At 70.9% G+C, this 24,159-nt stretch carries 21 protein-coding genes; 2 read left to right on the plus strand and 19 right to left on the minus strand.

Annotation, left to right across the window (positions count from 1 at the left end):
- Positions 1-40 precede the first annotated feature (40 nt).
- The 8 genes from ISO16_RS08050 to ISO16_RS08085 form a co-directional block, all read right to left on the minus strand.
- The gene (locus tag ISO16_RS08050) at positions 41-388 is read right to left on the minus strand and encodes a hypothetical protein (RefSeq protein WP_072635689.1); all 348 of its coding nucleotides are present in this window, start codon (positions 386-388) and stop codon (positions 41-43) included.
- Positions 389-465: 77 nt separating this feature from the next.
- The gene (locus tag ISO16_RS08055) at positions 466-2,430 is read right to left on the minus strand and encodes an acetoacetate--CoA ligase (protein WP_072635690.1); all 1,965 of its coding nucleotides are present in this window, start codon (positions 2,428-2,430) and stop codon (positions 466-468) included.
- Entirely contained in the window at positions 2,427-3,269 is an 843-nt protein-coding gene (locus tag ISO16_RS08060) for an HpcH/HpaI aldolase/citrate lyase family protein (RefSeq protein ID WP_072635691.1), read from the minus strand. Before ISO16_RS08060 ends, ISO16_RS08055 begins: the two co-directional genes overlap by 4 nt.
- 139 nt (positions 3,270-3,408) lie before the next feature.
- Positions 3,409-4,245, minus strand: a complete 837-nt coding sequence (locus tag ISO16_RS08065; RefSeq protein ID WP_195886195.1) for an HpcH/HpaI aldolase/citrate lyase family protein — start codon at positions 4,243-4,245, stop codon at positions 3,409-3,411.
- Positions 4,246-4,254: 9 nt separating this feature from the next.
- Complete coding sequence (locus ISO16_RS08070; RefSeq protein ID WP_006947103.1) at positions 4,255-4,749, minus strand: MaoC family dehydratase; 495 nt, start codon at positions 4,747-4,749, stop codon at positions 4,255-4,257.
- Positions 4,746-5,906 (minus strand): acyl-CoA dehydrogenase family protein, encoded by a 1,161-nt coding sequence (locus ISO16_RS08075; RefSeq protein ID WP_006947101.1) that lies wholly within the window; start codon positions 5,904-5,906, stop codon positions 4,746-4,748. Before ISO16_RS08075 ends, ISO16_RS08070 begins: the two co-directional genes overlap by 4 nt.
- A 9-nt stretch (positions 5,907-5,915) precedes the next feature.
- Positions 5,916-7,988 (minus strand): acetyl-CoA carboxylase biotin carboxylase subunit, encoded by a 2,073-nt coding sequence (locus ISO16_RS08080; RefSeq protein WP_083662556.1) that lies wholly within the window; start codon positions 7,986-7,988, stop codon positions 5,916-5,918.
- 11 nt (positions 7,989-7,999) lie between these two features.
- Positions 8,000-9,532, minus strand: coding sequence for a carboxyl transferase domain-containing protein (locus ISO16_RS08085; RefSeq protein WP_230304576.1), 1,533 nt, complete (start codon positions 9,530-9,532; stop codon positions 8,000-8,002).
- Between the two features lie 190 nt (positions 9,533-9,722).
- Between ISO16_RS08085 and ISO16_RS08090 the strand changes: the two genes are divergently transcribed.
- Positions 9,723-10,361, plus strand: coding sequence for an SACE_7040 family transcriptional regulator (locus ISO16_RS08090; RefSeq protein ID WP_072635693.1), 639 nt, complete (start codon positions 9,723-9,725; stop codon positions 10,359-10,361).
- 53 nt (positions 10,362-10,414) lie between these two features.
- On the opposite strand, the gene ISO16_RS08095 is transcribed toward ISO16_RS08090, so the two are convergent.
- The 6 genes from ISO16_RS08095 to ISO16_RS08120 form a co-directional block, all read right to left on the minus strand.
- Positions 10,415-10,681: a GlsB/YeaQ/YmgE family stress response membrane protein gene (locus tag ISO16_RS08095; RefSeq protein WP_006947094.1), complete on the minus strand. Its 267-nt coding sequence runs from the start codon at positions 10,679-10,681 to the stop codon at positions 10,415-10,417.
- A 155-nt stretch (positions 10,682-10,836) separates the two neighbouring features.
- Positions 10,837-11,949: an NDMA-dependent alcohol dehydrogenase gene (locus ISO16_RS08100; protein WP_072635694.1), complete on the minus strand. Its 1,113-nt coding sequence runs from the start codon at positions 11,947-11,949 to the stop codon at positions 10,837-10,839.
- 34 nt (positions 11,950-11,983) lie between these two features.
- Positions 11,984-13,483 carry an aldehyde dehydrogenase family protein gene (locus ISO16_RS08105; RefSeq protein WP_006947089.1) on the minus strand — a complete coding sequence of 500 codons (1,500 nt, stop codon included), beginning with the start codon at positions 13,481-13,483 and terminating at the stop codon, positions 11,984-11,986.
- 100 nt (positions 13,484-13,583) lie between these two features.
- Positions 13,584-15,227, minus strand: a complete 1,644-nt coding sequence (locus ISO16_RS08110; RefSeq protein WP_072635695.1) for a sigma-54-dependent Fis family transcriptional regulator — start codon at positions 15,225-15,227, stop codon at positions 13,584-13,586.
- Positions 15,224-16,882 carry an AMP-binding protein gene (locus tag ISO16_RS08115; RefSeq protein ID WP_072635696.1) on the minus strand — a complete coding sequence of 553 codons (1,659 nt, stop codon included), beginning with the start codon at positions 16,880-16,882 and terminating at the stop codon, positions 15,224-15,226. Before ISO16_RS08115 ends, ISO16_RS08110 begins: the two co-directional genes overlap by 4 nt.
- A 167-nt stretch (positions 16,883-17,049) precedes the next feature.
- The gene (locus tag ISO16_RS08120) at positions 17,050-18,417 is read right to left on the minus strand and encodes an MFS transporter (protein ID WP_373867436.1); all 1,368 of its coding nucleotides are present in this window, start codon (positions 18,415-18,417) and stop codon (positions 17,050-17,052) included.
- Positions 18,418-18,662: 245 nt separating this feature from the next.
- Here ISO16_RS08120 and ISO16_RS08125 point away from each other — a divergent pair, with 245 nt between their 5' ends.
- Positions 18,663-19,094 carry a protein-tyrosine phosphatase family protein gene (locus ISO16_RS08125; RefSeq protein WP_050036401.1) on the plus strand — a complete coding sequence of 144 codons (432 nt, stop codon included), beginning with the start codon at positions 18,663-18,665 and terminating at the stop codon, positions 19,092-19,094.
- Between the two features lie 13 nt (positions 19,095-19,107).
- Here the strand turns inward: ISO16_RS08125 and ISO16_RS08130 are convergent, their stop codons facing one another.
- From ISO16_RS08130 to ISO16_RS08150, 5 genes are all read right to left on the minus strand, one after another.
- Positions 19,108-19,656 (minus strand): hypothetical protein, encoded by a 549-nt coding sequence (locus tag ISO16_RS08130; protein WP_006930889.1) that lies wholly within the window; start codon positions 19,654-19,656, stop codon positions 19,108-19,110.
- Positions 19,657-19,777: 121 nt separating this feature from the next.
- Complete coding sequence (eutC, locus tag ISO16_RS08135) at positions 19,778-20,542, minus strand: ethanolamine ammonia-lyase subunit EutC (RefSeq protein ID WP_072635697.1); 765 nt, start codon at positions 20,540-20,542, stop codon at positions 19,778-19,780.
- On the minus strand, positions 20,539-21,954 hold the full coding sequence (locus ISO16_RS08140; RefSeq protein WP_029544950.1) for an ethanolamine ammonia-lyase subunit EutB: 1,416 nt from the start codon (positions 21,952-21,954) through the stop codon (positions 20,539-20,541). The genes eutC and ISO16_RS08140 overlap by 4 nt, the downstream gene beginning before the upstream one ends.
- Positions 21,951-23,411, minus strand: a complete 1,461-nt coding sequence (gene eat, locus ISO16_RS08145; protein ID WP_029544952.1) for an ethanolamine permease — start codon at positions 23,409-23,411, stop codon at positions 21,951-21,953. Before eat ends, ISO16_RS08140 begins: the two co-directional genes overlap by 4 nt.
- Positions 23,412-23,527: 116 nt before the next feature.
- Positions 23,528-24,064 (minus strand): DUF779 domain-containing protein, encoded by a 537-nt coding sequence (locus ISO16_RS08150; protein ID WP_006930895.1) that lies wholly within the window; start codon positions 24,062-24,064, stop codon positions 23,528-23,530.
- Between the last annotated feature and the right edge of the window lie 95 nt (positions 24,065-24,159).

Here is a 24,159-nt window from a genome sequence, read left to right on the forward strand (position 1 = left end):
AAGGTCGGCTTCATCTTCGCCGCCGGGGGTGTCGGAGCCGTCACCACAGCACGGCGATGACGACGTTGAGGACACCGAGAGCACCGGCCGCGTGTGCGAGGGCGGCGGTCGAGCCCGGGTTCTGCCGTTCCTTCTTCATGCCGACGATCGCGAGGACGAGGATGACGACGGCGACGACGAGCTTGATACCGATCTTCATGTGGTTCAGGTCGGCGTCGTCCGCCTCGTTGAGCCCGACCAGTGCGAGACCGGTCACCACCTGCAGGATCGCGCCGTGCAGCATGCCGGCCACCACGCGCGGTTCCTTGATCACGGCGAGCCAGGAGCCGATGATCCCGGCGAGGCCGATGAAGTGCAGGATGAGGAAGATCTTGATCGCGACGTCCATGCGGCCATCGGATCACCCGAGCAGGACGGATGTCCAATCAGGCTCACCCCACCGGATGCGCCGTCCGGTGACGCGGGTCACCGTGGCTCCTTCCGCTGCCCCGCGTACCAGTCGAGCAGCTCCGGCGCGTCGACCGCGCTGCGATCCACCGTGCGCGCCGCGTCGGCGCCCTGGAAGAGCCGCTTGATCGGCACCTCGAGCTTCTTGCCGGTGCGGGTGTGCGGCACACCGGGGGCGGCGACGATGTCGTCGGGGACGTGCCGCGGCGAGGCCTGCTCCCGGATGACCGCGCGGATCTTCTTCCGCAGCTCGTCGTCGAGCTCGACCCCGTCGGCGAGCACCACGAACAGCGGCATCCAGTAGCCGCCGTCCGGCTGCTCGGCGCCGATCACGAGCGCCTCGACGACCTCCGGGAGTTTCTCGACGGCCTGATAGATGTCGGCGCTGCCCATCCGGACGCCGTGCCGGTTGAGCGTCGAGTCGGAGCGCCCGTGCATCTCCACGGTCCCGCGCCCGGTGATCGTGATCCAGTCGCCGTGCCGCCACACCCCGGGATAGACGGAGAAGTACGCCTCGCGGTAGCGGTGCCCGTCCGGGTCGTTCCAGAAACGGACCGGCATCGACGGCATGGGTGCGGTCACCACGAGCTCCCCCACGTCGCCGCGGACCGGGCGGCCGTGTTCGTCGTACGCGTCGAGTGCGACGCCGAGGTACGGCACCGACAGCTCGCCGGGCCACACCGGGACGGTGCGCACCGCGCCGACGAAGGCCGACACCACGTCGGTGCCGCCGGTGATGGACATCACCGGGACGTGTTCGCCGACGTTCTCCGCCAGCCACCGCGACGAGGACGCGGGCAGCGTGGACCCGGTGACCCCGACGGCCCGCAACGCGGACAGGTCGTGGTCCCGCCGGGGTACGACGCCCGCCTTGATGCAGGCGAGCACGTAGCCGGGACTCGTGCCGAGGACGGTGACCCGTTCCTCCGCGGCGATCCGCCACAGCCGGTCGACCTGCGGGTGTGACGGGCTGCCGTCGTAGCAGACGATCGTGGCCCTGACGAGCAGCCCGGCCGCCTGGAAGTTCCACATCATCCAGCTCGGGCTGGTGTACCAGAGGAAGGTGTCGTCGGGCCCGAGGTCGGTGTGCAGCGAGACCGCCTTGAGATGCTCGAGCACCACCCCGCCGTGCCCGTGCACGATGCCCTTCGGCAGGCCGGTGGTCCCGGAGGAGAACACGACCCACAGCGGATGGTCGAACGGCACCGGCTCGGGGTCGAGGGGATGGTCCCCGAGGGTCGCCGCCTCCCAGGTGAGCGCGCCTTCGAGGTCCTGCCGCGGACCACCGAGCCGGGGCACCACGACGGTCAGCGCCAGCGACGGCAACCCCTCCCGCAGCCGGGCGACCGCCTCGGCGCGGGGGTGGGTGCGGCCGGCGAACCGGTAGCCGTCGGCGGTGATGAGGGCAGCGGGGTCGAGTTGCCCGAGCCGGTCCAGGGCTGCGGGGGCCGAGTAGTCCTGGCCGCAGGCCGCCCACACGGCGCCGATGCTCGCGGTGGCGAGCAGCGCGACCACGGCCTCCGGGATGTTCGGCAGGTAGCCGACGACGCGGTCACCGACGCCGATGCCGTGCTCGCGCAGCGTGGCGGCCAGCGCGGCCGCCTGCCTGCGCAGTTCGGCCCAGCCCAGCTCGGTGCGTTCCCCGTCCTCGCCGACGTACACGATTGCCGGGCGGTCGTCGCGCGCGTGCCGCAGGGCCTGCTCCACGTAGTTCAGTCGCGCCCCGGGGAACCAGACCGCGCCGGGCATCGAGGCGTCGGCCAGCGCCGGTCCCGGATCGGTGCGCGACCGCACGCCGAACCAGTCCCACACGTCCTGCCAGAACCGCCCGAGGTCGTCGACGGACCACCGCCACAGAGCGTGGTAGTCGGGAAGAGAGAGGCCGTGGCGCTGCTCGACCCACCGGGTGAAGGCGGTGATGCGGGCGTCGGCGACGTCCTGTTCGGTGGGGGTCCACTGCGGCGGCACCGGGGTGTCGGTCATGCCGTCGCACCCCCTCGGTGATCGCCCGAGCGGGCCTCGACGGAGCGGTGCAGGATCTGCTCCGCGTGCCGCAGCACCGGCGCGTCGACCATCCGGCCCTCGAACTGGAACACCCCCCGCTCCTCCGGCACCGCCGCCAGCACCCGCCGCGCCCACGCCACATCCTCCGCGCTCGGCGCGTACGCGGACCGGATCACCGCCACCTGACCGGGGTGGATCGCCACCTTCGCCTCGAACCCGACCGCCACCGCGTCCAGCGCCTCCGCCCGCAACCCGTCGTGATCCCTGATGTTCAGATACACCGAGTCCAGGGCGAACCGCCCGTACGCCTTCGCCGCCAGCAACGCCTGCGACCGCACGTGCCGCGCCACGTCCCGATACGTCCCGTCGCCCCGGCGGGACGACTGCCCACCCAGGCCGACCACGAGATCCTCCGCACCCCACATCAGACCGACCGTGCCCGCCGCCAGGGCGATCTCGTCGACCTTCAACGCCCCCAGCGGGGACTCGATCAGCGCGATCACCTCCCGCGGCGCCAGCGACGTCACCTGCTGCGCCGACTCGCACTTGGCCGGCATCACCCGCATGTAGTCGGTGGCCGCCAGCGCCTTCAGGTCCGCCTCGTGCTCGTCGGTGCCGACGGGGTTGACCCGCACCACCGTCCGGGCCGGATCGAGCAGGGTGTCCTGCAGGCACCGGCGCGCGTAGTCCTTGTCCCCCGGCGCCACCCCGTCCTCGAGATCGAGGATCACCACATCCGCCGTCGCGGCCGCCTTACCGAACCGCTCCGGACGATCGGCCGGACAGAACAACCACGCCGGCCCTCCGACGCTGTACATAGAGACCTCCTCGATCGGGTGATCTCTTCGATGATGCGGCCCGGGCACCGCACTGTCAGCACAATCGTGACCCGAGCGCGGGACGGGTGGTCGTCCGCGCGGGAATTCCGCGCGGACGACCGGCAAGAGCGCGGATCCGTCAGGCGCCGGCCGCTGCCTCCGACTGCCCGGAGCGGTGCAGGATCTGCTCCGCGTGCCGCAGCACCGGCGCGTCGACCATCCGGCCCTCGAACTGGAACACCCCCCGCTCCTCCGGCACCGCCGCCAGCACCCGCCGCGCCCACGCCACATCCTCCGCGCTCGGCGCGTACGCGGACCGGATCACCGCCACCTGACCGGGGTGGATCGCCACCTTCGCATCGAACCCGACCGCCACCGCGTCCAGCGCCTCCGCCCGCAACCCGTCGTGATCCCTGATGTTCAGATACACCGAGTCCAGGGCGAACCGCCCGTACGCCTTCGCCGCCAGCAACGCCTGCGACCGCACGTGCCGCGCCACGTCCCGATACGTCCCGTCGCCCCGGCGGGACGACTGCCCACCCAGGCCGACCACGAGATCCTCCGCACCCCACATCAGACCGACCGTGCCCGCCGCCAGGGCGATCTCGTCGACCTTCAACGCCCCCAGCGGGGACTCGATCAGCGCGATCACCTCCCGCGGCGCCAGCGACGTCACCTGCTGCGCCGACTCGCACTTGGCCAGCATCACGCGGGAATAGGGGGTCTTCGCGAGGGACTCGAGATCGGCGAGGTGGTCGGCCGTGCCGGCCGGGTTGAGCCGCACCACCGTCCGGGCCGGATCGAGCAGGGTGTCCTGCAGGCACCGGCGCGCGTAGTCCTTGTCCCCCGGCGCCACCCCGTCCTCGAGATCGAGGATCACCACATCCGCCGTCGCGGCCGCCTTACCGAACCGCTCCGGACGATCGGCCGGACAGAACAACCACGCCGGACCACCCACGGAGTCGACGGAACCCATGCTTGTCCCCTATCCCTTCTGCGTGTCGTCGGCGGGCCGGCATTGCACAAGTGTCTGGCGCACCGCGACCGCGACGACGTCGCCGTGCTGGTTGCGGGCCGTGTGCTCGAGCGTGACGATCCCCTGCCCCGGACGGGACTTGGACTCGCGCTTGTCGGTGACCAGGGTCTCGGCGTACAGGGTGTCGCCGTGGCGGACCGGCGCGGGGAACTTGATCTCCGAGAAGCCGAGGTTGGCGACGATCGTGCCCTGGGTCAGCTGCGCCACCGACAATCCGACGAGGGTGGACAGGGTGAACATCGAATTCACCAGGCGCTCACCGAATTCGGTGCCCTCACTGTAGGCGGCGTCGAGGTGCAGCGCCTGCGTGTTCATCGTCATCGTGGTGAACGCGACGTTGTCGGCCTCGGTGACGGTGCGCCCGGGGCGGTGCTCGTAGACCGTGCCGACCTCGAACTCCTCGAACCACAGTCCCCGCTGGGTGACGCGTCGCTGAGCGCTCACAGGCCGAGCTCCCGCGCCACGAGCATGAGCTGGACCTCGGTGGTGCCCTCGCCGATCTCGAGGATCTTGCTGTCCCGGTAGTGCCGGGCCACCGCGTACTCGTTCATGAAGCCGTAGCCGCCGTGGATCTGCGTCGCGTCGCGCGCGTTGTCCATCGCCGCTTCCGACGCGACCAGCTTGGCGATGGCAGCCTGCTTCTTGAACGGCTTGCCCGCCAGCATGAGGGCCGCGGCGTCGTAGTAGGCGGCGCGGGCGGCATGGGCCCGTGCCTCCATCCGGGCGATCTTGAAGGCGATCGCCTGGTTCCGGCCGATGGGACGGCCGAACGCCTCGCGCTCCTTCGCGTACTTGACGGACTCGTCGACGCAGCCCTGCGCCGCGCCGGTGGACAGGGCGGCGATCGCGATGCGGCCCTCGTCGAGGATGCGCAGGAAGTTCGCGTAGCCGCGGCCGCGCTCGCCGAGCAGGTTCTCCGCCGGCACCCGCACGTCGGTGAAGCTCAGCGGGTGGGTGTCCGAGGCGTTCCAGCCGACCTTGTTGTAGGCGGGCTCGGCGACGAAGCCGGGCGTGTCGGTGGGCACGACGATCGTGGAGATCTCCTTCTTGCCGTCGCGTTCGCCGGTGACGGCGGTGACGGTCACGATCTCGGTGATGTCGGTGCCGGAGTTGGTGATGAACTGCTTGCTGCCGTTGATGATCCACTGGTCACCGTCGAGCTTGGCGGTGGTCTTGGTGCCGCCGGCGTCGCTGCCGGCGCCGGGCTCGGTCAGGCCGAACGCGCCCAGCGCCCGTCCCGCGGCGAGCTGCGGCAGCCACTTCTGCTTCTGCTCCTCGGTGCCGAAGCGGTAGATCGGCATCGCGCCGAGCGAGACGCCGGCCTCGAGGGTGATGGCCACGGACTGGTCGACCTTGCCGAGTTCCTCGAGCGCGAGGCACAGCGCGAAGTAGTCTCCGCCCTGCCCGCCGTACTCCTCGGGGAACGGCAGCCCGAACAGGCCGAGGTCGGCCATGCCCGCGACGACCTCGTACGGGAACGTGTGGTTGGCGTCGTGCTCGGCGGCGACGGGTGCGACGACGGTCTGCGCGAAGTCTGCGACGGTGTTCTTCAGGTCCCGGTAGTCCTCGGGAAGCTGTCCGGTGGAGAGGTAGTCGGTCATCGGGGTGTCCTAGCTGTCGGTGGTGTCGGTGGGGGCGGGAACGGAGTGGGTGGGAACTCCGCTGCCGGGGACGACGCGGGCGAGGAGCTGGTCGACCTTGACCTGGTCGCCGGGGGCGACGAGGAGTTCGACGGTGCCGTCGACGGGCGTGGTCAGGGCGTGTTCCATCTTCATCGCCTCGACGACGACGACGGTGCTGCCGGCGGTGACGGTGGCACCGTTCTCGACGGGGACGGCGATGACGGTGCCGGGCATCGGGCTGGTCAGCTCGGCCTCGCCGGCGTGGGCGTCGGCGTCGCGGATGTTCGGTTCGCGGGCCTCGCGCACCGGCCAGGTGCCGCCGTCACCGGCGAGCCACAGCTGCCCGTCGCCCTCGGCGACGAGGAACTCCGAGCGCACCCCGTCGAGGGTGACGGCGAGGCGGCCGGCGTCGAGCCGAGCGGTGAGTACCCGCTCGGGGCCGTCCTCGATCCGGGCGGTGGCGGCCTCCGGGGTGCCGGTGAGGTGCACGTGATCGGTGCGGGTGGGGGTCTGCAGCCGCACGGTGGTCGGCGCGGGTCCTCCGACCCGCCAGCCGGTGGGCCGGTCCCACGGGTCCACTGCCGACGTCGTGGACGTCGCGGGCCAGCGGCGCAGCCAGCGGTGCGCGGCCGCGGCGACGAGCACCGCGTCGGGGGTGTCCGGGGCGGTGTAGTCGTCGAGGCGGCGATCGAGCAGCCCGGTGTCGAGGTTGCCGGCCTGCACGTCGGGATCGGCGAGCAGGAAGCGGGCGAAGTCGATGTTGGTGACCACCCCGAGGACCGCGGTCTCGGCCAGGGCCCGGTCGAGCCGGCGCAGCGCGGCGGCGCGGTCGGGTCCGTGCGCGATCACCTTCGACAGCATCGGGTCGTAGTCGCTGCCGACGACCGTGCCCACCTCGAGCCCGGAGTCGACGCGGATGCCCACCCCGGTGCCGGCCTGGTTGGCGGGTTCGTCGAGCCCGACGACGGTGCCGCCGGTGGGCAGGAATCCGCGGGCGGGGTCCTCGGCGTAGACGCGGGCCTCGATCGCGTGCCCGGTCAGGGTGATGTCGTCCTGTTCGAAGCCGAGCGCCTCGCCGGCGGCGACGCGCACCTGCCACTCCACCAGGTCCAGTCCGGTGACCAGTTCGGTGACGGGGTGCTCGACCTGCAGGCGGGTGTTCATCTCCATGAAGAAGAACTCGTCCGGCGCGTCCGCGGAGACGATGAACTCCACCGTGCCGGCGCCGGTGTAGTCGACGCTGCGGGCGGTGTTGCACGCGGCCTGCCCGATCCGGGCGCGAGTGGCCTCGTCGAGCAGCGGCGACGGGGCCTCTTCGATCACCTTCTGGTGGCGGCGCTGCAGGCTGCACTCACGCTCGCCGAGATGGACGACGTTGCCGTGGGTGTCGGCGAGGATCTGCACCTCTATGTGCCGCGGGCGCTGCACGAACCGTTCGAGGAACAGGGTGTCGTCACCGAACGCGGAGGCCGCCTCGCGCCGCGCGGAGGCGAGCGCCTCGGCGAGCTGACCGGATTCGGTGACCAGGCGCATGCCCTTGCCGCCGCCGCCGGCGGACGGCTTGATCAGCACCGGGTACCCGATGTCGCCGGCCGCGGCGATCAGCTCGTCGTCGGTCAGGCCGGGCCGGGAGATGCCCGGCACGACCGGGACGTCGAACGCGGCGACGGCGTTCTTGGCGGTGATCTTGTCGCCCATGACCTCGATGGCCTTGGCGGGCGGGCCGAGGAACACGATCCCGGCGTCGGCGCAGGCCTGCGCGAAGCCCGAGTTCTCGGACAGGAAGCCGTAACCGGGGTGGATCGCCTGCGCACCGGTGCGCCGGGCCGCGTCGATCACCTTGGCGATGTCGAGGTAGCTCTCGCGCGCGGCGGCGGGGCCGAGGCGCACCGCGGTGTCGGCCTCACGCACGTGCCGGGCGCCGGCGTCGGCGTCGCTGTACACGGCGACGGACCGGATGCCCATGCGGCGCAGGGTCCGGATCACCCGGACCGCGATCTCCCCGCGGTTGGCCACCAGTACGGTATGGAACATCCCGGCTCGGCCGGTGGTATCGAACATGTTCATGTGCCTCACATCCGGAAGACGCCGTAGGAGACCGGCTCGAGGGGTGCGTTCGCGCACGCCGACAGGGCCAGGCCGAGAACTTCCCGCGTGTCGGCGGGATCGATGATGCCGTCGTCCCACAGCCGCGCGGTCGAGTAGTAGGGGTTGCCCTGGTGCTCGTACTGCGCGCGGATCGGCGCCTTGAACGCCTCCTCCTGCTCGGCGGTCCACGGGGTGCCGGACGCGTCGAGCTGTTCCGAACGCACCGTCGCCAGGACGGAGGCGGCCTGCTCGCCGCCCATCACCGAGATGCGGGCGTTGGGCCACATCCACAGGAAGCGCGGCGAGTACGCCCGCCCGCACATCGAGTAGTTGCCGGCGCCGTAGGAGCCGCCGACGACGACGGTCAGCTTCGGCACCCGCGCGCACGCGACGGCGGTGACCATCTTGGCGCCGTGCTTGGCGATGCCGCCGGCCTCGTAGTCCCGGCCGACCATGAAGCCGGAGATGTTCTGCAGGAACAGCAGCGGGATCGAGCGCTTGTCGCACAGCTCGATGAAATGGGCGCCCTTCTGGGCGGATTCACCGAACAGCACGCCGTTGTTGGCGACGATGCCGACCGGGTGGCCGTGGATCCGGGCGAAGCCGGTAACCAGGGTCTTGCCGTACTCGGCCTTGAACTCGGAAAAGCTCGAGCCGGGCCCGGCGGGGTCGCCGTCGACGATGCGCTCGATGACCTCGTGCACGTCGTAGGGGGTGCGAGGGTCGGTGGGCACCACGTCGTACAGCTCGGCCGGATCCGCGGCGGGCGCGAAGGTCGGCGCCACGTCCCACGGCCGGGGGTTGCGGGGCCCGAACGTGGCGACGATGTCGCGCACCCTGTTCAGCGCGTCGCGGTCGTCCTCGGCGAGATGGTCGGTGACACCGGAGACCTTCGAGTGCAGGTCGCCGCCGCCGAGTTCCTCCGCGGTGACGACCTCGCCGGTGGCGGCCTTCACCAGCGGCGGGCCGCCGAGGAAGATGGTGCCCTGGTTGCGGACGATGACGGCCTCGTCGCTCATCGCGGGCACGTAGGCGCCGCCGGCGGTGCACGAGCCCAGCACCGCGGCGATCTGCGGGATCCCCTTGGCGCTCATGGTGGCCTGGTTGTAGAAGATGCGGCCGAAGTGCTCGCGGTCGGGGAACACCTCGTCCTGCCGCGGCAGGAACGCCCCGCCGGAGTCGACCAGGTAGAGGCAGGGCAGCTGGTTCTGCAGCGCGATCTCCTGCGCCCGCAGGTGCTTCTTGACCGTGATCGGGTAGTAGGTGCCGCCCTTGACGGTGGCGTCGTTGGCGACGATCACGCACTCGCGGCCGGACACCCGGCCGATGCCGGCGATGATGCCCGCGCCCGGGCACTCGTCGTCGTACATGCCGTTCGCGGCCAGCGGCGCGATCTCGAGAAACGCGCTGCCGGGGTCGAGCAGGGCGTCGACGCGGTCCCGGGGCAGCAGCTTGCCGCGGGCGACGTGCCGATCCCGCGCCTTCTCACTGCCGCCGAGGGCGGCGGTCGCGAGCATGTCGCGCAGCTCGGCGACCAGCTGGACGTGCTGGTCGCGATAGGTCCGCGGAGCGGTCGTTGGGGGGGTTGTCACAGTACCGTCCTCGCCATGGGGGTGAACGCCTGAGTTAATACTCGATAACTGAAAATAAGGTTAGCTGTGATTAACTGAGTTGTCCAGACCACATCAGGAAGGAAGGGTGCGGCCGATGACCGAGCTGAAGCCGGACACCGACGAGCAGCTGCTCACCGCGCGCGGCCGGGCCAAGGCCGACCGGCGGCGGCAACTGCTGCAGGCCGCGGCACGGCTCGTCGCCGAGCGCGGCTTCAACGGCGTGCGCCTCGAGGATCTCGGCGCGGCGGTGGGCATCAGCGGTCCCGCCGTCTACCGGCACTTCCCCAACAAGGACGCGCTGCTCGTCGAGCTCCTGGTCGACATCAGCCGCCGCCTGCTGGCGGGCGGTACCGACGTGATCGACCACACCGACGAGCCCCGGCGCGCACTCGACCGGCTCGTGGACTTCCACCTCGACTTCGCGCTCGGGGAGCCGGACCTGATCCGCGTCCAGGACCGGGAGCTGCAGTCCCTCCCGGAGGACGCCAGCCGGGAGGTGCGCCAGACCCAGCGGCGGTACGTCGAGCTGTGGGTGGGCGTGCTGCGCCGGCTCGACCCCGCCCTGGGGGAGTCCGACGCTCGGACCATGGCCCACGCGGCGTTCGGGCTCATCAACTCGACGCCGCACAGCGCCGACCGGGCCTCTCCCGCGGCGACCCGGGCGGTCCTGCGGCGCATGACCCTGGCCGCGCTCGGTGCCGATCGGCCGGGCACCGCGGCCTCCGGGACCTGAACAGGCACGGAGACCCCGTCCGGATCTCCGGACGGGGTCCCGTTTCGCCGCTGTTACCGGACCCTGCTCCTCGTCATGGAGGTGTAGGCCAGCGTCAGCACCGCGGCCACGGCGATACTGATGATCCAGCGGATCCAGTCGATACCTTCGGTGTCGCCCTGGTCGCTGATCATGCCCCAGATCCAGTAGCCGAGCAGGGCACCGATGATGCCGATGACGATGGTGATGAGCCATCCCATCGCCTGCTTCCCCGGTATCACCAGGCGTGCGAGCACACCGATGACCGCGCCGAAGATGATCGTGCCGATGATTTCTCCCATCACGGGCTCCTCTCTCGGAACATCGAACCGTGGGGACGGTATGCCACAGGGTGCGCGGAATATGCGCACTTCGGGTGAATTCCGGTGAATCTTCTGCAAAAAGTTGCGCGGTCCCGGAGGTGCGCCCCGCCCGGCGGGCGAGGCGCACCCCACGATCAGGCGTCGTGGACGATGACGCCGCGGATGTTCTTGCCGTCCCGCAGGTCCTGGTAGCCCTGGTTGACCTCCTCCAGGCTGTAGCGGTGGGTGACCAGCTCGTCGAGCTTCAGCTGGCCGGCATCGTAGAGCCGCAGCAGCCGCACGATGTCGTACTGCGGGTTCGCCGAACCGAACAACGAGCCCTTGATGGTCTTCTGGAACAGGGTCAGTTCCGTTCCGGACACGTGCACGGTCAGCTTCTCGGGATTGGCCAGGCCGGTGATGACGACGGTGCCGCCCTTGCCCACGATCGAGGTGGCCGCCGAGACGACCTCCTCGTCGACGGTGCCGACGAGGATCAGGGCGGCGTCGGCGCCCTGGCCCCAGCTCAGCTCGTTGACCTTCTCGGCCGCCTCGGCGGCACTCGCGAAGGCGTGCGTGGCACCGAACTTCAGGGCGGTCTCGCGCTTGAACTCCACCGGGTCGACGACCACGACGTACTTGGCGCCCGCGTGCACGGCACCCTGGACGGCATTGACACCGAGGCCGCCGATGCCGTAGATCACGACGATGTCCCCGGCACGGACGTCCCCGGCATACACCGCGGTGCCCCAACCGGACGGCACACCGCAGCCGACGAGCACGGCGGTCTCGAGCGGGAGCCAGTCGTCGACCTTGACCACCGAGTGCTGCGAGATGGTGGCGCGTTCGGCGAACGTGCCGAGCATGCACATCGCGCCGAAGTCGGTGCCGCCGGAGTGGAACCGGAACGAGCCGTCCGGCATGCAGCCCTCGAGGATGGTGGCGCCCATGTCGCACAGGTTCTGCCGGCCCGTCGAGCAGTACCGGCAGGTGCCGCAGTTCGGGATGAAGCTGCACACCACGTGGTCACCGGGCTTGACCTTGGTGACGCCAGGGCCGACCTCCTCGATGATGCCGGAACCCTCGTGGCCACCGACGATCGGGAAGCGCGGGGGCAGGTCCCCGTCGGTCAGGTGCAGGTCCGAGTGGCACAGGCCCGCCGCGGTGTACTTGATCAGCACCTCGCCGGGGCCCGGGCCGTCGAGGTCGAGTTCCATGATCTCGAACGGCTTGCCGGTCTCGAGCAGGACTGCGGCTTTGGTCTTCATCGTTGTTCTCCTTGAGGGTGGCGGGTGACGGGGGTCAGAGGGCGATGTTCACGGCCTTGGTCTGGGTGTAGAGGTCCAGCGCTCCCGCGCCGAGCTCGCGTCCCCACCCGGACTGCTTGAACCCGCCGAACGGCATCGCGGTGTCGAAGCCGTTGTACTGGTTGATCCATACCGAACCGGCCTTGAGCCGCCGCGCGGTGCGGTGCGCCTTCGACAGGTCCCGGGTCCAGATGCCGGCGGCCAGCCCGTAGATCGAGTCGTTGGCCGCGGCGGTGATGCCCTCGTCGGCGTCGAACGGCATGGCGGCGACGACGGGACCGAAGATCTCCTCGCGCACCACGCTGAAGTCGGGCTGCACGTCCACCAGCACGGTCGGTTCGACGAAGAAGCCCTTGTCGCCCCAGCGCTTTCCGCCGGTGAGGGCGCGTGCCCCGTCGGTCAGGCCCTGGCGCAGGTAGCCGGTGACCCGGTCCAGCTGCTCCTGGGAGACCAGCGGGCCGAGCTGGGTGGCCGGGTCGAGACCGGGGCCGATCTTCACCTTGCTCGCCGCCTCCGCAACGGCCTCGGTGAACTTCTCGAAGATGGGACGCTCGACGAACAACCGGGTGCCGGCGACGCAGCACTGGCCGTGGTTGAACAGCCACGCATCGAGCGATCCGGCGACGGCGGCGTCGAAATCGGCGTCGGCGAAGACGATGTTCGGGCTCTTGCCGCCGAGTTCGAGAGAGACCTTCTTCAGGTTTCCCTTGGCGGCGTCGACGACCTTCTTGCCCACCTCGGTGGACCCGGTGAAGGCGATCTTGTCGACGTCGTCGTGGGCGGCGAGCGCGGCGCCGGCGTCGCCGAAGCCGGGCACGATGTTCACCACGCCGGGCGGGAAGCCGGCCTCCTCGAAGATCTCGGCGAGCAGCAGCGCCGTGAGCGGGGTCTGCTCTGCGGGCTTGAGGATGACCGTGTTGCCGGCGGCCAGGGCCGGCGCGAGCTTGAACGCGGCCATTAGCAGCGGGAAGTTCCAGGGCACGATGAGCCCGCACACGCCCACCGGCTCGCGCAGCGTGTAGGCGTGGAACTCACCGCCGGGCACGAACGGCATCGTGACGTTGACCGTGCTGCCCTCGATCTTGGTGGCCCACCCGGCGTAGTAGCGGAAGATGTCCGCCGACCACGCCGTGTCCACGGCCGCGGCGATCACGGCGGACTTGCCGTTGTCGAGGGCCTCGAGCTGGCCGAACTCCTCGGCGCGTTCGGTGAGCAGATCACCGACCCGCCAGATCATGCGCTCGCGCTCGGCGGCCTTCATGGTCGGCCAGGGGCCCTCGTCGAACGCCTTGCGGGCGGCCCGCACGGCCCGGTCGACGTCCTCGGCGGCGCCGTGGGCGACGTCGGTGAGCTTGTCCCCGGTCGCGGGATCGTAGGTCGCGAAGACGCGGCCCGAGGCGGCGTCGACCCATTCGCCGCCGATGTAGAGCTGCCTGGTCCCGGAGAGAAACTCCCGGACCCGCGGAGCGACGGTGTGCTCGGCAACAGCTGTCATGCCCAACCTCCTGAAGTAGTGTGACACGGGTCATACTGCTTCGGGCAGGCCCGCGGGAACTGTTCAAGGATTGGACAGTGCGCACATGCGCATACGACGGTCAGCCGGCGATGCCGAGTGCGCGGATCCTGCTGTAGAGGGTGGTGCGGCTGATGCCGAGCCGCGCCGCGGCGTGCACCTTGTTGCCGCCGCTCTCGCGCAGCGCCTCGATGATGGCCTCCCGCTCGGCGCGCTCGCGCCCGCCCAGGCGCGAGACCCGGCTCGTCGCGCGGTACTCGACCGGCAGATCCTCCACCCGCACCGGCAGCGGGGACTCCCGCTCCGGGATGGCGGCCAGCACCGCCCGCAGCTCGGCGAGGTTGCCGGGCCACGAGCGTTCCGACAGCGCCGTCAGGGCACTGGGGCCCAGGCGCAGGTCCGGCCGGTCGAGTTCCCGGGCCAGCGCGGAGGCCAGGTCGCCGAGTTCCCGGATCCGTTGCCGCAGCGCGGGCACCCGGACCTGACCGGGGCAGCGCGCCAACAGTTCTCGCACCGCCGGGCGGACGTCGTCCAGGGGGTCCGCGGTGAGCACGAGGCGGGGCGCGGCCGGGTCGGAGAGCATCGACGAGAGCAGCGCCAGCACCGGATCCGGCGCCAGGTGCACGTGTTCGACGACCACGACGCCGCCGTCCGCCGCAGCGGCGACCGACAGCAGCCCGGCCGCCCACTCGTGTTCGCCCTCGCCGACGATCCGGGCGGCGTCGAGGAAGGTGACGGTGTCACGTACGAGTTCCCTTGCGGCCCAGGTCCGCCCACTCCCGGGCTCGCCGAGGATCGCCACGCCACCGGCGCGCTCGCGCAGCCGTCCGAGCCGCTGCCGCAGCCGCGTCGTCGCGTCCTGCGCGACGTCGCTGCGGGGCACGGGTTCCCGCGCGGCGGCGGCGTCGAGCAGAAACAGCGCCCCGCTGCCGATGCCCGGGATGCGGTCGATCCGCAATCGGGTGCGCCCGCCGGCGGACAGCGCGAAGTCCATCGTGCGGGACTCCCCCGCCGGCAGGTCGACCGCGATCGCGCGCAGCGCCGCGTGGTCGGCGGGCACGAGCAGTTCCACGGCGGCCTTGTTGGTGAGCATGATGTCCTCACCCATGGCCGCGACCGCGACGCCGCGCTGCTGCGCGGCCCGCTGGAACGCATCGACCACCCGCCGGTCCGATTCGCGGGCCCCCTCGAGCAACCGCGCCTCGATGTCGCGGGCCGCGCGGGCGAGGAACGGCACGAACAGCGGATTGGCGATCTTGCCGGCGGCGGTGATGTCGAGGATGCCTTCGATGCGGCGGGTGACGGGATGCACGAGCGGGTGCCCGTAGCAGCTGAAGTCCTTGAGGGACTCGAGGTAGTGTTCCTCGCCGTGCACCACGAGGCTCTGCCGCACCTCGAACGGGGTGCCGAGAGCGTTGGTGCCGTAGGTGTCCTCGCTCAGGGTCGCGCCGGGGACCACGCCGATCTCCTCCATGGCGCGCTGCATGGGTGCCGCGTCGAACAGCCGGGCCACGATCCGGCAGTCCCGGTCCACAAGGAGGATGCAGCAGCCCGTGCCGGCGAGCTGCGTGCGCAGCTCGTCGAGCACCGGCCGGGCGGCTTCGAGCAGCCGCCCGGCCGCGTCCGAGGGGCCCAGCAGGGTCGGCTCGGGGAGCCGTCCCGGGTCGATCCCGCTCAACTGCGAGCGTTTCCAGGACAGCGCGATCTCCGGCCGCAGACCGTTCACCCCCGCTCGGCCTCCCCGAGCAGGGCCGTGGACAGCTCCCGCATCTCGACCTTGCGGATCTTGCCGGTGACCGTCATCGGAAACTCGTCGACGATGTGCACGTAGCGGGGGATCTTGTAGTGCGCGAGCTTGCCCGTGCAGTACTCGCGCAGCGACTGCGCGTCGAGCGGCGCCGCCCCCTCCCGCATCCGGATCCACACCATGAGCTCCTCCCCGTACTTCTCGTCGGGCACGCCGACGACCTGCGCGTCGAGAATGTCCGGGTGGGTGTAGAGGAACTCCTCGATCTCCCGCGGGTAGATGTTCTCGCCACCACGGATGACCATGTCCTTGATGCGGCCGGTGACCGAGATGTACCCGTCGGCGTCCATGACGCCGATGTCGCCGGTGTGCATCCACCGGGCCTTGTCGATGGCCTCGGCGGTCTTGTCGGGCTGGTTCCAGTAGCCGAGCATCACCGAGTAGCCGCGGGTGCACAGCTCGCCCGGTTCACCACGCGGGACGGTCAGGCCCGTGGCCGGGTCGACGATCTTGACCTCGAGGTGCGGGCCGACGCGGCCGACGGTGGACACGCGCTGGTCGATGGTGTCGTCGCTGCGGGTCTGCAGGGACACCGGCGAGGTCTCGGTCATGCCGTAGCAGATGGAGACCTCGGTCATGCCCATCCGCTCGATGACCTGCTTCATCACCTCGACCGGGCACGGGGAGCCGGCCATGATGCCGGTCCGCAGGCTCGACAGGTCGTGGGTCTCGAAGGAGGGGTCGGCGAGTTCGGCGATGAACATCGTCGGCACCCCGTACAGGGAGGTGCAGCGCTCCTCGGCGACGGCGGCCAGGGTCTGGGCCGGGTCGAAGGCGGGTCCCGGGATGACCATCGTCGCGCCGTGGCTGGTGCAGGCCAGGTTGCCCATGACCATGCCGAAGCAGTGGTAGAAGGGCACCGGGATGCACACCTTGTCGTTCTCGGTGTAGTGGCACAGCTCGCCGACGAAGAATCCGTTGTTGAGGATGTTGTGGTGGCTGAGGGTGGCGCCCTTGGGGAATCCGGTGGTGCCGGACGTGTACTGGATGTTGATCGGATCGTCGGCCGACAGGTCACGCTGGGCGGCGTCGAGCCGGGTGCGGTCGTCGGCGAGTGCGGCGCGTCCGGACTCGGCGAGTTCGTCCCATTCGGGGTATCCGAGCAGCACCACGTGCTCGAGGTCCGGGCAGTCGCCGCGCACCTCGGAGATCATTGCGGCGTAGTCGGACGTCTTGAAACTCGGCGCGGAGATCAGCATCCGGATCCCGGCCTGGGTGAGCACGTACTGCAGTTCGTGCGAGCGGTAGGCGGGGTTGATGTTGACCAGGATCGCGCCGATCTTCGCGGTGGCGTACTGGACGAACACCCACTCCGCCCGGTTCGGCGCCCAGATGCCCACCCGGTCGCCCTTGCCGATGCCGGCGCGCAGCAGACCGAGCGCGAGGGCGTCGACCTCCGCGGCGAGTTCGGTGTAGGTCCAGCGCCGGCCCGCGGCGCGGTCGACGAGCGCGTCGCGGTCGCCGTGGCGGGCGACGGTGCGGTCGAAGTTGTCGCCGATCGTGTCCCCCAGCAGCGGGGTGTTCCACGCCCCCGAGGTGTAGCTGGGCAGTTCGGGTGTGGCGAAACCGGTCATGGGTGCTCCTGCAGTGTGCGCGGCCCGGGGCGAGCGAGGGGATCTCGTGGACTCGTCCACCATGCTCGCCGATCCGGCGCCGCAGGTGTTCGGATTCTGGACAGTTGGCGGTGCGGTGGCAGCACGAGGCGCCCTCCCCGGGGTTGTCGGGGAGGGCGCCGGTGGGATCAGAGCGCTCGGTCGCGGGTCTCGACGAGGGCCTTGGTGCACACGAAGCTCAGCACGCCGAGCACGGAGAGCATGATGCCGATGGCGATGCCGCCGTAGGACGCCGCGAGGGGCGCGGCCAGCATGGGCGGAATCGCGCCACCCAGGACGCCGGCGAGGTTGTAGCCGAGTCCGGCGCCGGTGTACCGGTACCGGGTGTGGAACATCTCCGGCAGCAGCGCGCCGCACGGTCCGTAGGCGATGCCGAAGATGGCCAGGGTGACCATCATGCCGACGACGAACGCGACCGGCGAGCCGGTGTCGAGCAGCGGGAACAGCGCCAGCGCCCACACGACGGAGAAGCCGCAGGAGATCATGATGACGCGCCGGCGGCCGACCCGGTCGGAGTAGAGGGCGGAGAGCACGATCGCGGCGCCGAAGACGAACGAGGCGGCGATGCCGACGGTGAGGACGAACGGCCGGGAGAAGCCGAGGGTCTTGGTCGCGTAGCTGGTCAGGTACGCGGTGCCCATGTAGAAGAAGGCGAACATGATCGCCAGTGCGCCGGCCGAGAGGAGGATCTCCTTGGTCTGGTAGCGCAGGGCGTCGAGGAACGGCAGGGTGCGCTTCTCGGCCGGGGCGGCGGCGCGGGCCTCGCTCTCGGCCCGGAACACGGGGGTCTCCTCGATGGCGAGGCGCATGTAGAGACCGATGGCCACGAGAACGATGCTGAACAGGAACGGGATTCGCCAGCCGTAGTTGAGGAAGGCCTCGTTGGTGTCGCCGAGGGCCAGGCCGGTGAACAGGAAGGTGGCGCTCGACAGGGCGAAGGCGATGGCGGGGCCGAGCTGCGGGAACATCGCGTACAGGCCGCGTTTGCCCGGTGGCGCGTACTCGGCGGTGAGCAGCGTCGCGCCGGCCCATTCCCCGCCGACGGCGAAGCCCTGCGCGAATCGCAGCAGCACGAGGATGATCGGGGCGGCGACGCCGATCGTCTCGGCGCCCGGCAGCAGCCCGATGAGCAGGGTCGAGATGCCCATCAGCAGCAGCGTGGAGACGAGGGTCTTCTTGCGGCCGATGCGGTCGCCGAAGTGCCCGAACAGCATGGCCCCGACCGGGCGGGCGATGAACGCGACGGCGAAGGTCGCGAACGAGGCGACCGTGCCGGCGGTGGCGCCGAGAGCCGGGAAGAACACCGTCGGAAAGACCAGGGCTGCGGCGGTTCCGTAGATGAAGAAGTCGTAGAACTCGATGGTGGTGCCGATGCAGCTGGCGATGGCGACGCGTCGGATGCCGGGTCCGCCCGGGGCGGGGGCGGTCGGCGCGGCGGGCTTCTGTCCCGCCGGTACCACGGGGGGTTCGGCCCCCGGTGTCGACACTGTGGTCACGTCTGTCCTCCGTATTTCCGTCCGAGCCGCGGCGGCCCTGCGCCGCGCGATGGAAGGAAAGGTAGTGATCCGTCTCACTCCCCCACTACCCCCGAAAGGGGGGTGACTGTGAGCCGGATCACGTAGTTCGCCGAACGAAGGACTTGATCGTCGCGGGGCGTCCACCCTGCACCACGCGCGGTCGTCCGCTCGGATTCCGGGACACCCGGTGGCCGAACAACTTTCACGCCGTCTACGCTCCGTTCATGGCGACGACGACCTGGGACCCGCACGCCCCGGGGATCCTGGCACTACCGTCGGGCCGGTACGTCCGGGGCCGTGGCGTCCGACGCCCCCTTCCGGCCGGACCGCTGCCCGCCCTCGGGGTGTACCTCGCGGGCCGGACGCCGCCGGCGGTCCCGTGGGACGCCCGGTGGATCCGGTGGCCCGACTTCCGCCTCCCCACCGACCCCGGCGCTGCCCGCCGGATACTGCACGAGGCGTGGCAGCGGTGCGCGACCGAACGCGTCGAGGTCGCCTGCGGCGGTGGCCGGGGGCGCACGGGCACCGCCCTGGCCTGCCTCGCAATCCTCGACGGCGTACCGCCCGGCGAGGCCGTCGCCTATGTGCGCGAACACTATTCGCACCGAGCGGTGGAGACGCCGTGGCAGCGGCGCTTCGTCGCCGCGTTCCGGTGACCCGCGGCGCCGGTCAGCGACCGGCGGCGCCGGTGAGTTCGGCGCGCATCTCGCTCCACACGGTCGCGTACGAGTCGATGTTCGGCGCCGTCGCCCACGCCAGCGCGCCGGACTTGATCTTCCCGAGCGCCTCGGCGAACAGGTCCTGATACCGCGACAGACGCGGAACGAACGCCGACACGTCGTCGAAGAGGTTCTGCGCCTTGCGATCCAGCTCGATCAGTTCGTCGAGGAAGTTGGCGGATTCCGGGTCGGCGAGCAGCGCGGAGAGCTCTTCGTCGAGCGGACCGAACTGCTCGAACAGCTCCGCGAGAGAATCCTCGTCGATCGAGACGCGCTCCGCGTCGAGCTGATCGGTCAGTTCCGCGACCCCTGCGTCGGTCAGGGAGATGCCGTTGCCGGTCTCCTTCGCCTTGCCCTGCGTGACGAGCGCGTCGTACGCCGCCCGCCCGGACGCGACCGACACCCCCAGATGCGCCGCGATCATCTCGGCGGTGACGGTCTCCTTCAACCGCACCGTCTGCAGCAGAGCCAGCTCGTCGACATTGCCAGCGAACGCCATCGTGTCTTCTCCTCGTCGCCCGGTCGCGGGCGGTACGTGTCACCCGGTCGGGCGGAGTACATGATTTGGCGCTTCCGGTCGCGATGTCAACCGCCCACGCGGGTACGTCACACTCTCGCCCCTACAACTCCCCCACCGTCGTGGAATCGAGCCGGTCCGCCCGCGTCGTGTCCTTCAGGTCCACACCGGAACGCCCGAGCCGGCGCGCCCCGTCGACCAGCCCCGCGACGACACGCGCGGCCGCGGCGTACCCGAGCCCCTCCGGGGGGTGGATGTTGGACACGCAGTTCCGCTCGGCGTCGGCCCGACCAGGACGCGGCTCGTGGGTCAGGTACACCCCGAGGCTGTCGGCGACCGACAACCCGGGCCGCTCCCCGATCAGGACCAGCAGCGTGCGCACCCCCAGGGCGGCGCCGATGTGGTCGCCCAGCGCCACCCGTGCCGACGTCGCGATCACCGGCGGTGCCACGGACAGGTGCCGCGGCAGGGCCGCCACGACGGCCTCGAGCAGGGCGACGCCGTGCTCGGCCAGGGCTCGCGGCGAGAGCCCGTCGGCGAGGACCACCCCGACGTCGGCGCCGGTGCCGGGGACCGCGGACAGATCCTCGGGCAGGCGGCCCAGGTCCGGGCGGCGCAGGTACTCGCCGCGATCGCTCACCCGGCTGGTGACGACGATCGGCGCGCCGAGTCCGACGCGTTCGACGTCGGTGGCCAGCGCCGGCACGTCGAGGGGCTGGTGCACCGCGTCGCGGGCCGCGGCGTGCGCGGCCCGGAACTCGAGCACCCGAGCGGTCGGGAGGCCGTCGCCGGCCCGGCCGAGCCCGATGCGGGCCTGGGTCGCCGACCGCAGCGGTGCCCAGAAGTCACGGTCGACGGACCCGCTCACGCCGCACCTCCCGCGAGGGCGCGCAGCGGGGAGGCCGCCGCGTCCACCGGCAGGATGTGCCCGGCTCCGTCCACCATGCCGAGACCGGAGAGCCACCGCTCGAACTCGGGGGCGGCGCGCAGGCCCAGCGCGCGACGCACGTACAGCGCGTCGTGGAACGACAGGCTCTGGTAGCCGAGCATGACGTCGTCGGCTCCGGGCACCGCGATGACGAACGCGGCGCCGGCCACCCCGAGCAGGGTCAGGAGGGTGTCCATGTCGTCCTGGTCGGCCTCGGCGTGGTTGGTGTAGCAGACGTCCACGCCCATCGGCAGGCCCAGCAGCTTGCCGCAGAAGTGGTCCTCGAGGCCGGCCCGGACGATCTGCTTGCCGTCGTAGAGATATTCGGGGCCGATGAACCCGACCACCGTGTTGATCAGCAGCGGGTCGAGCGCCCGGGCGACGGCGTACGCGCGGGTCTCGAGGGTCTGCTGGTCGACGGGGCGTCCACCCGTGCCGAGGTGCGCGCCGGCCGACAGCGCCGAGCCCTGCCCCGTCTCGAGGTACATGACGTTGTCGCCGACGGTGCCGCGCCCCAGAGCGCGACCGGCCTCGTTCGCCTCCCGCAGCAGAGCCAGGTTCACGCCGAAGCCGGCGTTCGCCCCCTCGGTGCCGGCAATGGACTGGAACACCAGGTCCACCGGGGCACCGGCCTCGATGAGGCCGAGCGTGGTCGTCACGTGGGACAGGACGCAGGACTGCACCGGGATGTCGAAGCGCAGCCGCATCTCGTCGAGCAGGTGCAGCAGGTCGGCGGTGGCCTGTGGCGAGTCCGTGGCCGGGTTGATGCCGATGACGGCGTCGCCGCAGCCCATCAGCAGCCCGTCGAGGGTCGCGGCGGCGATGCCGCGTGGATCGTCGGTGGGGTGGTTGGGCTGCAGCCGGGTGCCGAGCCGGCCGGGCAGTCCGACGGTGGTGCGGAACGCCGAGGTGACCTCGATCGCGCGGGCCACCGCGATCAGGTCCTGGTTGCGCATGAGCTTGCTGACGGCGGCGACCATCTCGGGGGTCAAGCCGGGCGACATGGCGGCGAACGCCGCGGCCGCATCGGTTTTCGTGACGGTGTCGAGAAGCAGGTCGCGCAGTCCCCCGACCGTCAGGTGCTGCACGGACCGGTAGGCGTCGCGGTCGTGATCGTCGAGGATCAGCCGGGTGACCTCGTCGGTCTCGTACGGCACCACCGGCTCGGCGAGGAACACGTCGAGCGGGATGTCGGCGAGGACCCACTGCGCGGCCGCACGCTCGGCGTCGGATTCGGCCGCGCAGCCGGCGAGTTCGTCGCCGGAGCGGCGCGGGGTGGCCTTGGCGAGCAGGTCGACGAGGCCGTCGAAGGTGTAGGTGGTGCCGGCGAGATGCTGGGTGTAGACGCTCACTTCAGCTCGGCCTCCGCCTCGGCGAGCGCGGCGAACTCCTCGTCGGGCGAGTTCGCCACCAGCCGGTGCCGGCTGTAGAGCCCGAAGTAGGCCATGAACGCGGCGAAGGCACCGAGGGTCCACAGGGCGGCGACGGGATCGACCAGGAAGGTGGCCACGACGGCGGCCGCGGCGACGACCAGCGCGAAGGAGGTGGTGACGACGCCGCCGGGGGTGCGGTAGGGCCGCGGCATGTGCGGTTCGCGCCGGCGCAGCACGATGTGGCTGACCATCATCAGCACATAGCTCACCGCGGCGCCGAAGACGGCCATGTTGAGCAGCATCGCTCCCTCGCCGGTGAGCGAGAGCGCGAACCCGATCACGCCGGGGACGATCAGCGCCAGCATGGGCGCCTTGCGCTTGTTGGTCAGCGACAGGCTCGTGGGGAGGTACCCGGCGCGGGAGAGCGCGAACGTCTGCCGCGAGTACGCGTACATGATCGAGAAGAAGCTCGCGATCAGGCCGGCGAGCCCGATGTAGTTGACCACCTTCGCGGCGCCGGTGTCGCCGAGGGCCTCGACGAGCGGGTTACCGGATGTGGACAGGGCGTCGGCGCCGAGCGCGCCGGTGGCCAGGAACAGCACGGTCGCACCGGTGACGAGCAGCACCAGCATGGACACGATGATGCCCTTGGGCACGTTCTTCTCCGGCTCGGTCGCCTCCTCGGCGGCCAGGGGCACACCCTCGACGGCGAGGAAGAACCAGATCGCGAACGGCACGGCCGCCCAGATGCCGAACAGGCCGAAGGGAAGGAACGACGACGCTCCGGCGGCGGTCTCGTCGACGGCGATGTCGGTCAGGTTCGCGGTGTCGAACAGCCCGACGGCGGAGACGGCGAACACCACGAGCCCGACGAGAGCGATCGCCGTGATCACGAACATCGCCTTGAGCGCTTCGCCGGCGCCGGTGAGGTGGATGCCGATGAACACCGCGTACACGGCGAGATAGATCCACCATCCGTCGGTGATGCCGAACAGGTTCAGCGACTCGACGTACCCGCCGATGAACGTGGCGATCGCGGCCGGGGCGATCGAGTACTCGATGAGAATTGCTGTGCCGGTGGCGAATCCACCCCACGGCCCGAGGGCGCGGCGCGCGAAGGTGTAGCCGCCGCCGGCGGCGGGCAGCGCGGAGGACAGCTCGGCCATGCCGAGCACCATCGCGAAGTACATGGCCGCGATGACCACCGAGGCGACGAGCAGACCACCGAATCCGCCCTCGGCCAGGCCGTTGTTCCAGCCGGCGTAGTCACCGGAGATCACGTAGCTGACGCCGAGGCCCGCGAGCAGCACCCAGCCCGCCGAACCCTTTCTCAGAGTGCGCTTTTCGAGATACGCACGACTCTCGGCGTGGAAGTCCGCGCCGTCGTGGTGGGCCGGGGTCTCGGCCCCGGTCCTGGGCGGGTCGGTCAACGACATGATCTCTCTTCTCGACGGAGGATGGCGACGTGTCGAGCGGGCACGTCGAGGACACCGCGCGTACTCACGGTACGAGCGGTAGGTACACACCGCGTCAGTACGCGGTCACGGAAGTGTTACGAGGAGGCGCCCCGGGGCGTCGGCACCGGGCACGCGTCGGCGGCCTCGGCCACGACGGTCGGCTCGGCGGCCGGCTCCGGACGGGCGCCGGCGGCCCACCGCTTGCCGAGCAGGGGTGTGTCGCGGGCGAGCGCGTCGTTCTCGTCGGCGGTGAAGGCGCGGCCGCGGCTGAGGAAGCGCAGCCCCTCGGGCGATTCCAGGCTGAACCCGGAGCCGCGGCCGGGCACCACGTCGAGAACGAGCTGCGTGTGCTTCCACGCCTCGAACTGGGACCCGGAGATCCACACCGGGACGGCGTCGGCGCCCGCGGGCAGGTCACCGGCCGTCGCCCCCACCTGCAGCCGCAGGTCCAGCACCCCCAGCAGCACGTCCAGGTCGCCGACGACGAAGTCGCCGTCCGGGTAGCACATCGGCGCCGACCCGTCGCAGCAGCCGCCGGACTGGTGCATCATCAGCGGCCCGTGCCGCTCGGCGAGACGGCGCAGGAGAGCAACCGCGTCGGCGGTGGCGACGAGGCGGAGCGGGACGGACATGGGGTGCCTTCCGGTTGTCGGCTTGCGCCTCCCCCGAGCGAATGTATCGCTCACCTCGACTGATCGAGTGGGCGATACATTCGCTCGACTCGGGG

Origin of the sequence: Rhodococcus sp. M8 (assembly GCF_015654185.1) — a bacterium.
Classification (GTDB): Bacteria; Actinomycetota; Actinomycetes; order Mycobacteriales; family Mycobacteriaceae; genus Rhodococcus; species Rhodococcus aetherivorans.